17 protein-coding genes and 2 pseudogenes are annotated in these 17,285 nt (G+C 67.4%); 15 read left to right on the plus strand and 4 right to left on the minus strand.

The genetic code is table 11. The features are described from left to right. The first annotated feature begins 96 nt into the window (after positions 1 to 96). Positions 97 to 1,293, plus strand: coding sequence for a zinc-dependent alcohol dehydrogenase (locus tag JOF55_RS00175; protein ID WP_310267644.1), 1,197 nt, complete (start codon positions 97 to 99; stop codon positions 1,291 to 1,293). Between the two features lie 19 nt (positions 1,294 to 1,312). On the opposite strand, the gene JOF55_RS24735 is transcribed toward JOF55_RS00175, so the two are convergent. Next, the gene (locus JOF55_RS24735; protein WP_510184015.1) at positions 1,313 to 1,486 is read right to left on the minus strand and encodes an efflux permease Rv1217c-related protein; all 174 of its coding nucleotides are present in this window, start codon (positions 1,484 to 1,486) and stop codon (positions 1,313 to 1,315) included. Here JOF55_RS24735 and JOF55_RS00180 point away from each other — a divergent pair. From JOF55_RS00180 to JOF55_RS00190, 3 genes and pseudogenes are all read left to right on the plus strand, one after another. Continuing rightward, a complete protein-coding gene (locus JOF55_RS00180; RefSeq protein ID WP_310267647.1) occupies positions 1,433 to 1,654 on the plus strand; it encodes an acyl-CoA-like ligand-binding transcription factor in 222 nt (73 codons plus the stop codon). The genes JOF55_RS24735 and JOF55_RS00180 overlap by 54 nt on opposite strands. A gap of 113 nt (positions 1,655 to 1,767) precedes the next feature. Further along, positions 1,768 to 1,938, plus strand: a pseudogene (locus tag JOF55_RS00185) (SAM-dependent chlorinase/fluorinase); the annotation flags it as partial. 1 nt (position 1,939) lies between these two features. Further along, positions 1,940 to 2,410 carry a hypothetical protein gene (locus JOF55_RS00190; protein ID WP_310267650.1) on the plus strand — a complete coding sequence of 157 codons (471 nt, stop codon included), beginning with the start codon at positions 1,940 to 1,942 and terminating at the stop codon, positions 2,408 to 2,410. A gap of 22 nt (positions 2,411 to 2,432) precedes the next feature. Here the strand turns inward: JOF55_RS00190 and JOF55_RS00195 are convergent, their stop codons facing one another. Beyond that, positions 2,433 to 3,131, minus strand: coding sequence for a GPR1/FUN34/YaaH family transporter (locus JOF55_RS00195; protein WP_310267652.1), 699 nt, complete (start codon positions 3,129 to 3,131; stop codon positions 2,433 to 2,435). 158 nt (positions 3,132 to 3,289) lie between these two features. Between JOF55_RS00195 and JOF55_RS00200 the strand changes: the two genes are divergently transcribed. The 4 genes from JOF55_RS00200 (at position 3,290) to JOF55_RS00215 (ending at position 7,118) form a co-directional block, all read left to right on the plus strand. Beyond that, entirely contained in the window at positions 3,290 to 3,514 is a 225-nt protein-coding gene (locus JOF55_RS00200; protein WP_310267654.1) for a hypothetical protein, read from the plus strand. Between the two features lie 151 nt (positions 3,515 to 3,665). Next, the gene (locus JOF55_RS00205; RefSeq protein ID WP_310267658.1) at positions 3,666 to 5,621 is read left to right on the plus strand and encodes an aconitate hydratase; all 1,956 of its coding nucleotides are present in this window, start codon (positions 3,666 to 3,668) and stop codon (positions 5,619 to 5,621) included. Between the two features lie 317 nt (positions 5,622 to 5,938). Beyond that, entirely contained in the window at positions 5,939 to 6,451 is a 513-nt protein-coding gene (locus JOF55_RS00210; RefSeq protein ID WP_310267660.1) for an STAS domain-containing protein, read from the plus strand. Positions 6,452 to 6,557: 106 nt separating this feature from the next. Continuing rightward, complete coding sequence (locus JOF55_RS00215; protein ID WP_310267665.1) at positions 6,558 to 7,118, plus strand: gamma carbonic anhydrase family protein; 561 nt, start codon at positions 6,558 to 6,560, stop codon at positions 7,116 to 7,118. 605 nt (positions 7,119 to 7,723) lie between these two features. Here the strand turns inward: JOF55_RS00215 and JOF55_RS24315 are convergent. Continuing rightward, positions 7,724 to 7,984 (minus strand): metallothionein, encoded by a 261-nt coding sequence (locus JOF55_RS24315; RefSeq protein WP_374727191.1) that lies wholly within the window; start codon positions 7,982 to 7,984, stop codon positions 7,724 to 7,726. Positions 7,985 to 8,176: 192 nt separating this feature from the next. Here JOF55_RS24315 and JOF55_RS00220 point away from each other — a divergent pair, with 192 nt between their 5' ends. After that, entirely contained in the window at positions 8,177 to 11,191 is a 3,015-nt protein-coding gene (locus JOF55_RS00220) for an alpha-mannosidase (RefSeq protein WP_310267668.1), read from the plus strand. 157 nt (positions 11,192 to 11,348) lie between these two features. Beyond that, on the plus strand, positions 11,349 to 12,665 hold the full coding sequence (locus JOF55_RS00225) for an MFS transporter (protein ID WP_310267671.1): 1,317 nt from the start codon (positions 11,349 to 11,351) through the stop codon (positions 12,663 to 12,665). Positions 12,666 to 12,735: 70 nt separating this feature from the next. Here JOF55_RS00225 and JOF55_RS00230 read toward each other — a convergent pair whose 3' ends face one another. Further along, on the minus strand, positions 12,736 to 13,002 hold the full coding sequence (locus JOF55_RS00230) for a hypothetical protein (protein WP_310267674.1): 267 nt from the start codon (positions 13,000 to 13,002) through the stop codon (positions 12,736 to 12,738). 273 nt (positions 13,003 to 13,275) lie between these two features. Here JOF55_RS00230 and JOF55_RS00235 point away from each other — a divergent pair, with 273 nt between their 5' ends. The 5 genes and pseudogenes from JOF55_RS00235 to JOF55_RS24320 form a co-directional block, all read left to right on the plus strand. Continuing rightward, complete coding sequence (locus JOF55_RS00235; RefSeq protein ID WP_310267678.1) at positions 13,276 to 13,902, plus strand: class I SAM-dependent methyltransferase; 627 nt, start codon at positions 13,276 to 13,278, stop codon at positions 13,900 to 13,902. Positions 13,903 to 13,968: 66 nt separating this feature from the next. Continuing rightward, positions 13,969 to 14,793 (plus strand): putative protein N(5)-glutamine methyltransferase, encoded by an 825-nt coding sequence (locus JOF55_RS00240; protein WP_310267681.1) that lies wholly within the window; start codon positions 13,969 to 13,971, stop codon positions 14,791 to 14,793. 1,111 nt (positions 14,794 to 15,904) lie between these two features. Continuing rightward, complete coding sequence (locus tag JOF55_RS00245) at positions 15,905 to 16,243, plus strand: tRNA-binding protein (RefSeq protein ID WP_310267684.1); 339 nt, start codon at positions 15,905 to 15,907, stop codon at positions 16,241 to 16,243. Between the two features lie 234 nt (positions 16,244 to 16,477). Continuing rightward, positions 16,478 to 17,158, plus strand: a complete 681-nt coding sequence (locus JOF55_RS00250) for a haloacid dehalogenase type II (RefSeq protein WP_310267686.1) — start codon at positions 16,478 to 16,480, stop codon at positions 17,156 to 17,158. Then, positions 17,146 to 17,277 (plus strand): annotated as a pseudogene (locus JOF55_RS24320) (DUF6596 domain-containing protein); the annotation flags it as partial. The gene JOF55_RS00250 and the pseudogene JOF55_RS24320, both read left to right, overlap by 13 nt. Between the last annotated feature and the right edge of the window lie 8 nt (positions 17,278 to 17,285).

Raw genomic sequence — 17,285 nt, forward strand, 5'->3', positions numbered from 1 at the left:
CCTGGTGGCGGTGCAGGCCCGCGGCGGTTTGTCCCCCGGAGTTGGTGGATATTCCCGGGCTCGGCAGATCCGACACGCCGAAAGGGGACACCGACCATGAAGGCAGTGACGTGGCACGGCAAACGTGATGTGCGTGTGGATTCCGTGCCGGATCCGACCCTGCAGCAACCCACGGACGCCATCGTGCGCGTGACCACCACGGGCATCTGCGGATCCGATCTGCATCTGTACGAGGTGCTGACCCCGTTTCTCGACGAGGGCGACGTGCTCGGCCATGAACCGATCGGCATCGTCGAGGAAGTGGGCAGCCAGGTGACCGCGATCGCCCCGGGTGATCGCGTGGTCGTGCCGTTTCAGACCTCCTGCGGGGCCTGTTTCATGTGCGACCGGGGCCTGTACTCCCAGTGCGAGACCACCCAGGTCCGTGAACAGGGCATGGGCGCGGCTCTGTTCGGCTACACCAAGCTCTACGGGCAGTTGCCCGGCGGGCAGGCCGAGTATCTGCGGGTTCCGCAGGCCCAGTTCAGTCACATCAAGGTTCCCGACGGTCCCCCCGACGATCGGTTCGTGTACCTGTCCGATGTGGTGCCCACCGCCTGGCAGGCGGTGGACTACGCCGACATCCCGCCGGGCGGCAGCGTCACCGTGCTCGGTCTGGGACCGATCGGCAGCATGGCCTGCCGGCTGGCGCTGCAGCGCGGCGTCGGCCAGGTGATCGGGGTGGACCTGGTGCCCGAACGCCTGGAGAGGGCCCGTGCTCACGGGGCCCAGGTGCTGGATCTGCAGGAGCACAGCGGCGGCAGCACCTCCTTGGGCGAGGCGGTGCGTGAGCTCACCGACGGGCGTGGCACCGACGCGGTCATCGATGCGGTGGGGATGGAAGCCCACGGCTCTCCGGTGGGGCGGCTGGCCCAACAGATGGCCGGGGCCCTTCCCGCCGGTGTGGCGGCGTCGATGATGAACCGCATGGGCATCGACCGGATGGGGGCGCTGTATCAGGCCATCGACGTGGTACGCCGGGGCGGAACCATCTCGCTCAGCGGGGTCTACGGTGGTCAGGCCGACCCGATGCCGATGATGACCCTGTTCGACAAGCAGATCACGTTGCGCATGGGTCAGGCCAACGTCAAGCACTGGATCGACGACGTGATGCCGCTGGTGACCGACGACGCCGACCCGCTCGGCTTGGAAAGCTTCGCCACCCACCGGATGCCGCTGCAGCGGGCCGCGGAGGGCTACGAGACCTTCCAGAACAAAACCGACCAGGCGATCAAGGTATTGCTGCAGCCCTGAACACGTCTTCGTGCCCGCCTTACCAGGACAGGTCCCTGCTGCGGTGTGCGGCGATGCCGATCGTGGTGAGGACAGCGGCGGCGATGAGCAGCGCGACGAGGCCGGTGGGAGTGACTGTGGCTGCTGCCACGGCCGAGGTGTGTGTGAACGGGGACAGGCCCAGTACCTGCGGGGGCAGACCCAGCGGGCCCAGCGCCTCGACCGCTCACCACACGACCTCGGCGTGCACATCACGGCCTCGGCCACCATCGGAGCGGTCATGGGCACACTCCGACACTGGCACCGAGCCGACTTCGCCTACCCACTCCAGGACGCCCTGGAGCAGACATTCCGCATGCTGGAGGACCTCAAACCGCTCTGACCCGCAGCGACAGGCACCCACGCCACCAACAGGTGCGCCCATCCCTTCCGGAAACCGCCCACCACGGGCAGCCGCGTGTGCCGAGGCCGCCCGCGACGGACATGCTAAGGATCATGGCCGAGCAAACAGGACAGCACCCGTGGGTGTCGTGCACCACCGACTACGGGCTGGCCGACGGATTCGTCGCCGCCTGCCACGGTGTGCTGGCACGGTGGGCACCGCAGGCACGGATCCTGGACATCACCCACCGGATCCCACCGCAGGACGTGACAGCCGGGGCGGCGCGTGCGCATCAGCCAACGGCCGACGTTTTCCCCCGCGCACCGGGCGGTATCCGCAGGTATGGGCTCCTTGCGCAGCTTTCCGTTTCGTTTCACCCCGGCGTATCGGCTGGCCGGATTCCCGTTCGGCGTGACCAGGGCGACGACACGAGTCGAGGTCACCGGGGGAGACCTGGTGGTCCGCTTCGGCCCCTGGTGCCTGCGCACCCCGGTGAGCAACATCGTGGCCACCACGATCACCGGACCGTTCGCGTTTGCTCTCACGGCCGGCCCGGCGCGCCTGTCCCTGACCGACCGCGGCCTGACCTGTGCCACGAACGGCCGGCGTGGCCTGTGCGTGCAGTTCGCCGAGCCGGTACGCGGCCTGGATCCGTTCGGGCTGCTGCGGCACCCGGCCGTGACGGTCACCGTGGCCGACTACCGCGGCCTGGCCCGGCTCCTGCGCCGCAAGAGGGTGCTGCGACCACGCCGGTGAGTCACCACCTGCGGCAGGCCTGTCACAGCTGCTCGCGCACCCCGGCCTCGTTGCCGATACCGACAAGCTGCTGTGCCGTCGGCCCCCGCATCGATGTGCTGCCCATACCCCTGCGCAGCACGGGCAGCACCGTGCGGCCCCGGACGTCTTCCAGCGCCAGGGCCAGCGCGGCGTACCACGCCAGGGCCAGCAGCACCACGCCCACGATGCCGGATGCCCACCGCACCGACGGGTCGGTGGTGACCTGGTAGAACCCGCTGAGCAGGAACCGCACCGCGGCGGTGAACAGCACCAGAGCCGGGACGACCTTGCCGAAGGAGGCCGCCAGCGCCGGAATCACGAGAGCGGCACCGGCGAACAGCAGCAAAGCCCCGACGGCCGCACTGGTGGTCCCGGGCGGGTACAGGAATTTGATAATGCCGGTGGTCAGCCAGCTCACCGCGAGCACACCCATGCCGGTCGCGGCCGCTGCGTCCCGCGCCAGGAACCCGAAGATCGAGGCGAGCAACTGCAACGGGAACCCGAACAGCGCCAGGGCCAGCGCCACGGCGTCCGTCTCGGCGGGGGCGAACCACTCCAGTTGCAGCCCGCTGAGCACGGTCGTGGCTCCGCCGAGCGCGAGAAACCCCAGGGCCATCGGGGAGGCAACCGGCCGCAACACGATCCGGGCCATGGCCGCGTTGTCGCCCGCCGATTGCTGTGCGGCACTCTCGCCGGACATGCCTCACTTCCCTTCCGGGCCGATGTCGACCACGGGCACCGCAGCGCAGGCTGCGTGCCATCCTTACTGTGCACCAGCACCGGGCCCACGGCAGCCGGAGGTAGGCTTCCACGAGCCCGGGTGATACGGCCACGGCACATCGACAGGAGGCGCAGGCAATGACGGTTCGCAGGCTCGGTTTCCTCGCCGTGCGCACCGCGGTGTTCGTGGCCGCGGCCTGGGCCATGGCCGTCGGCACCGGATGGGCCATGCCTGCGGTGGTGGCCGTGGCCTTGACCACGGCAGCGCTGGCGGTGCAGCTGGCCGGCATGGTCTGGCTGCGCCGCAGGCAGCAGGACTCGGTCCCACGAGCCCCGAGCGAGCAGGACTCGGCCAAGCACTAGCCGGACCTGACGGTGACCGCGCCCACCGTGGTTCCGCCGCAGGCCGGCCAACGGGCAAACGCGCCCGGGATGATCGTTTCGGCGATCGTCGTTGTGGGTAGTCCGACCGTGCATTGACGGCACTGCCACCACGAGGAAAGGGTCGCGTTCGATGGCACGCAATCTCGCCCGCAAACTCATCGCCTCGCACCTGGTCGAAGGGGATATGTCGCCGGGTTCGGAGGTGGCGGTGGCGATCGATCAGACGCTGACCCAGGACGCCACCGGCACACTGGTGATGCAGGAACTCGAGTCGCTGGGGCTGCGCCGGGCCCGCACCGAAGTCAGCGTGCAGTATGTCGACCACAACATTCTGCAAACCGACGAGAAAAACGCCGAGGACCACGAGTTTCTGCGCTCGGCCGCGCAGCGCTACGGGATCTGGTTTTCCAAACCCGGAAACGGGGTCTCGCACCCCACGCACATGCAGCGGTTCGGGATTCCGGGCAAGACGATGGTGGGCTCGGATTCGCACACCTGCGCGGCCGGCTCGCTGGGCATGCTCGCGATCGGTGTGGGCGGGCTGGAGGTGGCCCTGGCCATTGCCGGGCAGCCGCTGCGGATCCGGATGCCCGAAATCTGGGGGGTACGGCTGACCGGGGAGCTGCCGCCCTGGGTTTCGGCCAAGGACGTGATCCTGGAGATGCTGCGCCGCCACAGCGTCAAAGGCGGCGTGGGCCGCATCATCGAATACCACGGTCCCGGCCTGGCCGGACTGTCGGCCATGGACCGCCACGTCATCGCCAACATGGGCGCCGAACTCGGCGCGACCACCACGGTGTTTCCCGCCGACGAGGCGGTGCGCGAGTTCCTGCGCAGCGAGGAACGCGAGGACGACTTCGTCGCGTTGACCGCCGACGACGACGCCGACTACGACGTCACCGACGAGATCGACCTGTCACAGTTGCAGCCGCTGATCGCCGCCCCGTCGGCACCGGACAAGGTCACCCCGGTCAGCGAGGTCAGTGGCACTTCCATCAGCCAGACGGTCATCGGCTCTTCGGCCAACCCCGGGCTGCGGGACTTCGCCATCGCCGCGGCCATGGTGCGCGGACGCCAGACCAGCGACGCGGTCAGCTTCGACATCAACCCCACCTCGCGGGAAATCCTGGAAGATCTCACCCGCATGGGCGCGACCTTCGACCTGATCACCTCGGGTGGGCGCATCCACCAGTCCGGCTGCATGGGCTGTATCGGCATGGGCCAGGCCCCGGCCGTCGGGCAGAACTCCCTGCGCACCTTTCCCCGCAATTTCCCCGGCCGCTCGGGCACCCCGGAGGACTCGGTGTGGCTGTGCTCGCCGGAGACCGCCGCAGCCTCGGCGCTGACCGGCACGATCACCGATCCGCGTGTTTTCGCCGAGCAGACCGGAATGGAATATCCGAAACCGGCCCTGCCCGAGACCGCCTCGGTCAACACCTCCATGCTGCAGGCCCCGCCCGACGAGCAGGAGGCCCTGTCGGTGCAGCCGATCAAGGGGCCCAACATCTCCGCACTGCCGGAGTTCCCACCACTGCCGCACCGCCTGGAACTGCCGGTGCTGCTCAAGACCGGCGACAACGTCTCCACCGACGAGATCTCCCCGGCCGGAGCGCGGGCGCTGCCGCTGCGGTCCAACATTCCCGCCCTGGCCGAGTTCACCTTTACCCGCCTGGATGCAACCTACCCGGCCCGGGCGCGGGAGCACCGTGACTCCGGCGGGCACATGGTCGTCGGCGGGGCCAACTACGGGCAGGGCTCCTCCCGCGAGCATGCTGCGATCACTCCTCGCCACCTCGGTTTGCGCGTGGCGCTGGCACGGTCGTTCGCCCGGATCCATTGGCAGAACCTCATCAACTTCGGAATCCTGCCCGTGGAGTTCACCGACCCCGGAGACTACGACCGCATCGAGCAGGGAGACACCCTCGTCTTCGACGAACTGCACGAGATTCTCCCCGCCGGCTCCGAACTCACCGCGCACAACACCACCCGGAAGGAGACCTACCGTCTCCAGCACCGGCTTTCGCTGCGGCAGGTCCGCGCGGTCCTGGCCGGAGGGCTCATTCCGATGCTGGCCGAGCACGCTTAACAGGCCGCTCGGCCGCTCGGCCGGTTGTGTGCGCAGCGCAAGCCGCCGAGGCCGTTCCCGTGGCCGCCGGTGCGGTCACGGGGACCGACGCCCTCCCCGGTGCACCCCACGGCAATGTCACTCGAACGTGTCAGAGCTTGTTGCTGTGACGTGCGGATCCTAGGGTGGAAGTGCGGTTGAGCACACAGCCACGACTATCACCGCCCTGGCGAAGACGCGAGTCGAACTCGCGAACACATGGCTTGACTAACCGAACGTCGAGCCTGTCCACGCGGCATGTCCGCACGAGCGCCGGCGGCCCTACCGAGGGAGGTAGCGTGATTCTTTCGCACTCGTCTGCGAACTCACCCGCCCAGGGTGGTGACGCGGCGACCGCCCCTCCACGAGACACCCCGCACGCCTCCAGCGCGTTCGTCCCGTCCCGGCGAGCGCCCGAACACGACCTCAGCAGGGACCGCCAGCGCATCAACCGGTCCCTGCGCCTGCTGGTCGAACGCCCCGTTCCCGGCATCTCGGTGGTGCGGATGATCGGCGACATCGATCTGGCTTCGGTTTCCCGACTGACCGAACTCGTCCGCCAGCGGTTGGCCGCTGCCGTGCTGAACGCACTGGTCCTGGACCTCTCCGAAGTTTCCTTCGTCAGCAGCTACGGCCTGGAGTTGCTCCTGCAGGCCCAGCGCCGCGCCGAACAACGCGGCATCACCCTGTATGTGATCGCCGAATCCCGCTGCGTGCGCCGACTGTTGGAGGTCACCGACATAACCGGGCGTTTCACCTGTTGTGCCACCGTGGCCGAAGCAGTCGCCCTGGCCCGCACGGAGTCCCGGTAGCGGCCACTTCCGGTTCGCGGCACAACCCGGTGCACGCCCCGACACCCGGAAGACCGCACCGCCCTCGGCGATACCGTGCACGGCACCACACTGCCGAGGAGGACACGTGAATACCGACCACACAGCACGAACGAACCGGCCCGATCTCGCTTTCGAAGGCCACGAACCGGACCTGGCCGAACAGGCATGGGCAGCACCGGGCAGCACCCTGATCGGCCGGGTACGGCTGGCGCACCAGGCCAATGTCTGGTACGGCGCGGTCCTGCGCGCCGATCTGGATACCATCACCATCGGAGCCCGCAGCAACATCCAGGACGGCTGTGTCCTGCACGCCGACCCCGGATTCCCCATCACGGTCGGCGACGGCGTCACAGTGGGCCACCGCGCGGTGCTGCACGGCTGCACAGTCGGGGAGGGGTCGCTGATCGGCATGGGCGCGGTCGTACTCAACGGCACCACGATCGGACAAGGATGCCTCATCGCGGCCGGAGCGGTGGTGCTGGAAGGAACCGAGATTCCACCGGGATCCCTGGTGGCCGGAACCCCCGCCAAGGTCCGCCGGGACCTCACCGCCGACGAACAGTCCGCCCTGCACCTGTCGGCGCAGCAGTATGTCGACCTCGCCGACCGGCATCGCCACACCGAATCGCCCCACAGCTCGGAATAAACCGACGACCTCGCCGAAACGAAGACGTGGTCACGAAAAATCGTGACCACAAGTGGTGCCGTGGCCGCACCCGACAGTGTGACCACGGCATCGCCGAAACACGCCTTCCACTGCTGGCGTGAAGTATCAGCCCTGCACGCGACGCTGGGCCACGTCCGCGGCCCGGGACTGCGGATGCCGCATGACCATGCGTGCCCGCTCCAACTCCCGAGCCAGGTCACCGAGCCAACGAACCAAACCTGCCATTGTCGTTCCTCCGGCTTTCTGCACCAGGCAAACCGCCCCTGCGACACCGAAAAACACACGTGTTTTCCGCGGGGGAAAAACAGTGCCTCGCCGGATCCACACGAGCATTTCCACGCCGCATCACCACGGCACCACCGTCACCGGCAAGCACCCACCCGAACAGGAAGGAATGCTCGCCGCGCACCCGGCCTCACCGCCGACGCCGCCGAAAAAACACCCGGTATCAACCACCGACGAGAACACTTCGGTTTCTCCGCTCCGAGTATCGCCCCGGCCCCGCACCGCGTTACACCGCCACACGAGCACAGCCACACATCGATGCCGACACCACACCGGACCGGGCAACGTGCCCACCGGCGCTACCCGGGATGAGCACCCACCGTGTCCCGCAATTCCTCGGCCATCGACGCTCCCGACTTGCGGGCACAATGCGCACAGCAGAAGAACCGCCCACTGTCTTCCACACCATGCCCGAGAATGCGGCACCCACAGTGCTCACACACCGGTGCCAACCTCTGGGCCGCACACTCGAACGAATCGAACACGTGCACATTTCCACCCACGGTGTGAATCTCGAAGCTCATCCAGTATTCGTTACCGCACACTTCACATGTGGCCATGGCCTGCCTCCTCACACTGAAGTTACGAAGCATCCAGCATGAAAGCAGGAAACCGGACCGGCAACCGCAGACCGGCAACTCCGATCACAGGCGGCGTGGAAACCACGCTCACCACCCCAGCAACGCTCATACTCGAGGCGGCACCGACACCGCCTCGGGCCCACGCAGCCACAGATCCCCGCGGAGGCTTCGATGCACGACGACCGCACCCTTGTCGAGCACCGCATCGACCGCGTCCTGACCGAACGACTTCGCCCCGCCCAATACCGGCAATCGACCGGCTGCCGCATCGGAATCGGGCACACCGGTGATCCCGTTCCCGTCGAGCAAGCGCTGCAGGCCGACTACACGCCCGCCGCCGTCGGCGATACCTGGGGGCCTGCCTGGACCACCACCTGGTTCCGCCTCGAAGCGACCATCCCCACCGCATTCGCCGGCCACCCCGTCGAAGCCCTCCTCGATCTCGGCTTCGACACCGAACGCCCCGGCTTCCAATGCGAAGCCCTCGTACACGCCGCCCACGGCGAACCCATCAAAGGACTCCACCCCCGCAGCACCCACATTCCCGTCAGCGCCCACGCCACCGCCGGACAACAACACACCTTCTACATCGAAGCCACCGCCAACCCAGACCTGCTCGGACCCCGCGGTTTCCGCCCCACCCCACTGGCCGATCCCGCCACCGCCGGGCACCACCCGCTGTACCGGATCGAACGCGCCGAGATCGCCCCGATCGACCACGACGTCGCCGCCCTCGTCGCCGACATCGACGTGCTCACCCACCTCATGCACACCCTCGATGCCCACACCCCCCGCCGAGGCGAGATCCTGCGCGCCCTGGAACGCATGCTCGACCATCTCGACCTGCACGACATCCACACCACCGCCCCCACCGCGCGTACCCACCTCGCCGAGGTCCTCGCCCAACCCGCCCACGCCAGCGCCCACCGCATCTCGGCCATCGGACACGCCCACATCGACTCCGCCTGGCTATGGCCACTCCGGGAAACCGTGCGCAAGGTCGCCCGCACCGTGGCCAACGTGACCACCCTGATGGATCAGCACCCCGACTTCCTGTTCGCCATGTCGCAAGCCCAACAACTCGACTGGCTCAAACAGCACTCTCCGAGTCTGTTCGAACGTGCCCGTACCCACATCGCAGCAGGTCGGTTCATCCCCGTCGGCAGCATGTGGGTGGAATCCGACACCAACCTGCCCGGCGGCGAAGCCCTGGCCCGCCAACTCGTCCACGGCAAACGCTTCTACCTCGACGAATTCGACCTCGAAACCCGCGAGATCTGGCTACCCGACTCCTTCGGCTACAGCGCCGCCCTGCCGCAACTGGCCACCCTCGCCGGCGCGCACTGGATGCTGACCCAAAAACTGTCCTGGAACCACACCAACCCGTTTCCCCACCACACCTTCTGGTGGGAAGGCATCGACGGAACCCGGCTGTTCACCCACTTCCCACCCGTGGACACCTACAACGCCGCACTCACCGGCACCGAACTCGCCCACGCCGGCGCCCACTTCGCCGAACACGGCCACGCCCGCAGATCCCTGGTGCCGTTCGGCCACGGCGACGGCGGAGGAGGACCCACCCGGGAAATGCTCGCCCGCGCCGACCGCACCGCCGACCTCGAAGGCTCACCCCGGGTGCAATTCGAAACCCCCACCGAGTTCTTCCGCGCAGCCCACGCCGAACACACCGACCCGGCCGTGTGGGTCGGCGAGCTGTACCTGGAAGCCCACCGCGGCACCTACACCTCCCAAGCAGCCACCAAACGCGGCAACCGCCGCAACGAGCACCTGCTGCGCGAAGCCGAGCTGTGGTGTGCCACCGCCACCATCGCCGGACTGGCCGACTACCCCTACGACACCCTCGACAGGCTGTGGAAAACCGTGCTGCTGCACCAGTTCCACGACATCCTGCCCGGAACCTCCATCGCCTGGGTCCACCGCGAAGCCACCGAAATCCACCAGCAGGTCACCACCGAACTCACCGACCTCATCGAAGACACCCAACGGCACCTGGCCGCAGCCCCCGGAAACCGCGCGATCACCTTCAACGCCGCACCCCACACCCGCCACGGCATCACCGCCCTGGCCGCCGCACCAGCCGAGGCCACCACCACCCCCACCGCCGAGACCCACCACGACGGAACCATCACCCTCGACAACGGCCTCCTGCACGTCGCAGTGGACACACGCGGCCTGCTCACCTCCGTATTCGACCGTGCCGCCGACCGTGAACTCCTCGCCCCGAACAGCAGCGGCAACCTCCTGCAACTACACCCCGACCACCCCAACGCCTGGGACGCCTGGGACATCGACGCGTTCCACCGCCACACCACCCACGAGATCACCGACGCCGACAACGTCACCCTCGACGGAACCGGCCCAAGCCCCACCGTGCGCGTACACCGCACCGTCGGAGCCTCCACCATCGTCCAACGCCTCCACCTGGCCGCAGCAGCACCGCGCGTGAACATCGACACCGACATCGACTGGCACGAATCGGAAAAACTCCTCAAAACAGCCTTCCCGCTGGATGTCCACACCGACACCTACACCGCGGAAATCCAATTCGGGCACCTGCACCGACCCACCCACACCAACACCTCCTGGGACGCAGCGAAATTCGAAAACTGCGCGCACCGCTGGATCCACCTCGGCGAACCCGACTACGGCATCGCCCTGGTCAACGACGCCACCTACGGCCACGACGTCACCCGCCACCCCCGCCGCGGCGGCGGCACCACCACCACCGCACGCCTGTCCCTGCTGCGCGCCCCCCGATTCCCCGACCCCCACACCGACCACGGCAGGCACCGGCTGACCTACGCCCTCATCGCAGGCGCCGACATCGGCGACGCCATCCGCGAGGGATACCGCACCAACCTGCCCGAACGCACCATCACCGGCACCCACACCGTGGACCCCCTCCTGCACGTCGACAACGACAACGTGATCATCGAAGCAATCAAACTCGCCGACGACCGATCCGGTGACGTCATCGCCCGGCTCTACGAATCCCGTGGAGGACGCGCCCGCACCCGCCTGACCCCCTCGTTCACCCCCGCGAGCATCCTGCGCACCGACCTCCTCGAACGCCCCCTCGACCAGCAGCACACCACCGACGACACAGCAACCCTGCACCTGCGCCCCTTCGAGATCGTCACCCTGCGCCTGACTCGCCCCGACTGACCCCACCGCGCCCTCCGACACTCTCGAGCACCCACACCGAATACGACCTCCGCACAACGACTGCGGAGGTCAACGCCACAACAAGGCGATTTCGCCACCCCCGAACCAGTACCCTGAAACACGCACCGACCGACCCGAGCCCGATGGGGGACACCTCGTGCGCCTGGAACGCCCGACGCGCCAGGCGTGGCTGGTGTGGGGCTGCGCTGCCGTCGTCTACCTCGCCGCCGTATTCCACCGCGGTAGCCTCGGCGTCGCAGGCCCCCTGGCACTCGACCGCTTCGCCGTCGGCCCCGCCGCCCTGAGTACCTTCACCGTCCTGCAGGTCAGCATCTACGCCGCGATGCAGATCCCCACCGGCCTGCTCGTCGACCGCTTCGGCTCCCGCCGTGTGCTCACCGCCGCAGCCCTGCTCCTCGGCTGCGGACAAGTCCTGTTCGCCGTGGCCGAAAGCTACCCGCTGGGACTGGCCGCCCGCGCCGTCCTCGGCATCGGCGACGCCCTGACCTGGGTCAGTGTGCTACGGCTGGTGACCGCCTACTTCCCGCCGGGGATCTACCCGCTGGTGGTGACCTTCTCCTCGGCTCTCGGCGCACTCGGCGGGGTCGCCGCGACCTTCCCCCTGACCTTCCTCCTCGACCAACTCGGATGGACCGGCACGTTCCTGCTGGTCGGAGCGGTCACCGTCGGATACGCGGCGGTGGCGGCGACCGTGGTGCGCGACAGCCCGGACCGACACCACGAACAGCCCCGGCCACGCATGCAATCCCTGTCCGCACTGGTGCGCGGCGTCCGCACGGCCTGGTCGACCCCCGCGACCCGACTGGCCTTCTGGGTGCACTTTTCCACCATGTTCGTGATGAACGCCCTGTCCCTACTGTGGGGCTATCCCTACCTGATCAACGCCTTGAACATGCCCCCACACCTGGCAGGCATGGTCCTGAGCGTTTTGATCATCGGCCAGATCATCGGCGGCCCCATCATGGGAACCATCATCGGACGCAAACCACCGCACCGGATGCCGATCGTGCTGACCTACCTGATGATCGCGGTGGTCAGCCTGACACTGCTGATCACCTGGCCGGCAGGACACCCACCACTACCCGTGGTCATCGTGGTGTTCGGCGTCTTCGCCTTCGGAGGTCCCGTCTCGGCCACCGCCTTCGCACTGGTCCGCGACTACAACCCCAGCCCCAGCGTCGGCACCGCCACCGGCATCGCCAACACCGCCGGACATACCGCAACCGCCCTGGCCGTACTGGGCATGGGCATCATCCTGCAAATCGTCGCGTCCCTCGACGACACCACCGCCTACCGCATCGCCCTGCTGGCCCCGCTGGCGATGCTGCTCTTCGGCTTCGCCCGCACCACAACCTGGTGGCGACGCACCCGCTCGGCGGTCCTGGCCGCCCAGGAACGCGGCGACGAGGTTCCCGTCCCGGTGCTCCGCCGCCGCTGGGACCTGCACCGGTAAACAGCAGCCACCAGCCACACGCGAAAGCAGCGGCTATGCTGCCGGTAGGGCAGCGGTGGCAAGCTGCCGATCACCCAGGCTCACCATCCCTGACGGCAGCACGGGTGTCGTTGAGCCAGCCGGTCAACCCGAACGCCGACAGCTGCGTCTCAGCACAGACCCGGTCGGCGGCCTGCTCGACCGTATAACCCATTGCGGCCAAGTGATCGGTGTCACGCAACACCAGCGCGACCGCCACCTGCTCCGCCGTCGACCACGACGGCAGGGGATGACCCTGATTGTGGGCACGCGCCCATCGACAGCGCTCGACGACGGCGGTGGTGAACTCCTCGGACATGGCCAAACTCCCTCTCCCGGCTCCGTGCACACGTGGCGAACCACGCCGGCTCAGGAAGAGTTGGTGACGAAACCATCTTCCCGAGCCTGAAAGGGACTTTATCTCCATGTGGGGGAGCAGGGCGGCGCCCAAGGCTCCGGATGACTCGAGGACCGGGGTTTTCCCGGATGTGCTCGACCCCGGTGGCCATACATGCTCGGATGGCAAGCAGTGCCCGGTTCGGCCAGTGGTGGCCACGGCGATCCCGCCGCAGGACCAGAAGGGATGGAAACCATGCACACGTCCACCAACACCGAGGTACGTCGATTCTTCGACAGGATCGCCGACCGCTACGACCGCCAGATCGGAGTGTGTGAGCGCCTTCTGTTCCCCGGTAGCCGGCAGTGGGCCGTCAAGCACGCCCGTGGTCGGGTCATCGAGATCGCGGTCGGCACCGGGCTGAACCTGCCGCTGTATCCGGCAGAGGCCACCGTGGTCGGGATCGAGCTGTCCGAACGGATGCTGCAGCTCGCACATGAGCGCGTGGCCACCGAGGCGCTCGCCGATCGGGTCGAGCTGCGCCAGGGGGATGTTCAAGCCTTACCCTTTCCCGATGCCAGTGCCGACACGGTGGTGTCCACCTTCACGATCTGCACCATCCCGGACCCGGCCGCCGCAGTGCGCGAGGCCTACCGTGTGCTGCGACCCGGCGGGCGTTGTGTGCTGGTCGAGCACGGGCCGTCGGACAAAGCGATCGTGCGTGCGGGGATGCGACTGGCCGAATACGGGACCGCCCGATTCGCCGCCGACCACCTCACTCGCGATCCGGTACCCCTGCTTGAGCAGGCAGGATTTCGGATCGATGCCGTATCTCGGGCCAAGGCCGGCATCGCCTTTCACGTGCTCGCCGACCGCCCATAATGGCCTGCCGCAACAGCGCAGCCGTGGCCAGGCCGGCCGATCTCGGCATTTACGAAAGGCGCTCTCATGTCCTCCTCTCCGTCACTGTGCACGCGATCGGCCATCGTCACCAGACTCCGAGCCGCCGGTTGTGTCTTCGCCGAAGACGAGGCGCGGTTGCTCCTCTCCACGGCACGGACTCCGGTCGACCTTTCCTCCATGGTGGACCGGCGAGCCGCCGGCCTGCCGCTGGAAGTCGTTCTGGGCTGGGCGGAGTTCTGCGGCCTGCGAATCACTGTGGAGTCCGGAGTCTTCGTACCTCGCCGGCGCAGCGAGTTCCTCGTTCACCAGACCGTCGCCCTGACCCGGCCGAGAGCTGTTGTCGTCGAACTGTGCTGCGGCTCGGGCGCGCTCGGCGCTGCCGTGGCTGCCGCGCTGGGCCAGGTCGAGCTGTACGCCGTCGATACCGACCCCACCGCGGTGCGGTGCGCTCGCGGCAACATCGCCGCTGCCGGTGGTCAGGCCTACGTTGGCGATCTTTACGATCCGCTGCCCGCGACGCTGCGGGGCCGAGTCGACGTTCTGGTCGTCAACGCACCCTATGTCCCCACCGAGGAGATCGAGCTACTTCCCCCGGAAGCCCGCGAACATGAGCCGCAGGTGGCCCTCGACGGTGGAGCGGACGGTCTGGATGTCCAGCGGCGAGTGGCCACCGCGGCACCACTCTGGCTGGCACCGGGTGGTCACCTGCTGATCGAAACCAGCAAGCACCAGGCGCCCCAGACCATCGAAACAGTCGCAGGCAACGGGCTGATCCCGCAGGTGAGTAGTTCCGATGATCTGGATGCCACCGTCGTCATCGCAACCAAGCCGGCCCCGCAGGGTGAACCACCCGTCATGACCTCCGAGTAAGCTCCACCACTGGGGGTTGCCGTAGTACTCGCCGACAATCGGGCGGAGATGAAGTACCTGGCTGGTCATCGGGGTCTGCGGAAGAACCGTGAGAAGCCGCCGATACCGATCCACGGCATCCAGGCGAGCGACAGTGGCCGCGTCCATACCGCGCAGAGACTCCAGCTTTGCGCCCTCGGCCTGCACTGTCGCAGCGGGCTTGTGCCGGACACCCGTTCCCGTGTGAGCGCGGGGAGTAGGACGGCATGGGGGAGGCGGGGGCGTACGAGCGACGTCCTCGCGGAGGCCGAAAATCCCGGTGCAGAAGAATAATCGTGCTCCGGGGTAGGCGAGGAGTTCTCCCCGGAGGTGGGGTGTGGCGCCCGGCATCGTTGGCTCACCAGTCACGTGCACGGCTGCCTGGGCCAGACGTGCACGGTGAGAGACCGAAGCATGCACGGCGTCCCGGGCATGTTCGCCACCATTTCTCCAAGTGGTGGATAACGTTTATTATCCACTACTTGGAGAAGTAGCGGGGTGTGGATGGGTAAGGCGGGGGACGGTACTCGGCGGTATCGCTCGCCGTAGCGGTGTGTACGGAGTCCGTGCTGTTCGGAGTGCACCGTGCCAGCCTGGCTGCTGCCTTGCCACGAAGGTGTCGAGCCCGGCCGACTTCGACTCGGCCTCAGGCGAAGCGGGGTTGTCGGCGATCTTGGATGTTCGAGGGCGGCCATGTACTGCCTTGTCACCGATGGAAAGACTCATCCGCGCCTATTCGTCACCGTGACGAATAGGGAGAAAAAGAGTGGGAGCTCCCGGAAGAGCAGCCGGTCCACCCGAGGTAAAGCCCGCCTGGCCACAGCACGTTGCCGAGGCCGGCAGGGACACACGAAGGTCGGATCTCCAGGCGCCGACAGTCGAGCCACCGTGTCCGCGTTCACCGATCCGGCGCCGCATCCTCGGACTCCGAGGATGCGGCGCCTGCCTACGTCGAGCGTCTACGGGTGTCGCACAGGACCCGGCACGAGCACCTCTCTCGCCTCTGTTCTCCGGCTTCCTTGGATGCCGATAAGATACATTATGTTAAGTAATGGTGTGGAGGGCCTCTCCTGCCGTCTGTCAGGCTCGGCTCATGGCGAAGATCGAGTGGGACGATTTCGACAAGGTCGAGCTGCGGGTCGGCACGGTGGTCGACGCGGCCCCGAACGTGCAGGCACGCAAGCCCGCCTACGTGCTGACGGTGGACCTCGGCGAGTTCGGCGGGATGAAGACCTCCAGCGCGCAGATCACCGAGCATTACCCCGCCGAGTCCCTGATCGGACGCCAGGTCCTGTGCGTGTGCAATTTCGAGCCCCGGCGCATCGCAGGTGTCAAGTCCGAGGTCCTCGTAACCGGTGTTCATGACCAGGACGGAAAGGTCGTCCTGGCCGGTTTTGATCATCCTGTTCCGAACGGGACTCGGCTCTTGTGATCGAGGCATCCGATGTGGACACCTCGCGGCCGGTAAACGACTGGACGGCTCACCGACACATCTCGAGTGGAGACCGCTCCCCTGGCTGCGGCGTGTTGCCGTCGAGCATGCCGCACTGGCGGCCACTAGGCTGCCTGCACAGTCGCCGCGCTCCCGGACACATCATGTGAACGACGCTGCTGTTGGGCAGTGTCGACAGTGCCGCCGGGGTCCACGAGGAAAGGAGCATGTCGCGTGCCTCAGTCCGTTCGCGCAGTGGTGTTCGACGTCAACGAAACCTTGAGTGACATGTCCCCGCTGCGGTCCCGTCTCGAGGAGGTCGGTGTCTCCGGGCACCTGTTCGCCACGTGGTTCGCGGGAGTGCTGCGGGACGGGCTCGGCTTGACCGCCGCGGGTGCCTACGCGGACTTTCAGGAATTGGCCCGGGCCGATCTGGTCGCCCTGCTTGCCGCCACCGACGGTGTGAACAGAGATGTCGAGAGCGCAGCAGAGCATGTCCTGGACGGGCTCAGCCGGTTGGCGGTGCATCCGGATGTTGCCGAGGGAGTGCACGACCTGCGCGAGGCAGGTTTGCGGCTGGCGACCATGACCAACGGTTCGGCGTCGATGACCCGGGGATTGCTGTCTCGGGCCGGGTTGCTTGATTCTTTCGAAGCATTGCTCGATGTCAGCGGTCCGCGGGTGTGGAAACCGGCCCCGGCGGCCTATCGGTATGTGCTCGATCAGCTCGAGGTCGCACCGAGTGAGGCGCTGTTGGTGGCCGTGCACCCGTGGGACATCGACGGTGCTCGTCGTCTGGGTATGCAGGCGGCCTGGCTGCACCGTGGCCGGCAGGTGTATCCGTCGGCGAGGACACCGCCGACCCACACCAGCGAGGATCTGCGGTCGCTGGCCGAACTTCTGCGCAACCCGTAGGCCCCGGAGGCCACCTGGTGCCGCTTGCTGAGCAGGATCGATCGCGCTGGGATACCGGGTTGATCGCCGAGGAGGTGACGATCCTGCAGGCCGCGTTGGCCCGCGACCGGTTGGGCGAATAGATGTT

It is taken from the genome of Haloactinomyces albus, assembly GCF_031458135.1.
Taxonomy (GTDB): Bacteria; Actinomycetota; Actinomycetes; order Mycobacteriales; family Pseudonocardiaceae; genus Haloactinomyces; species Haloactinomyces albus.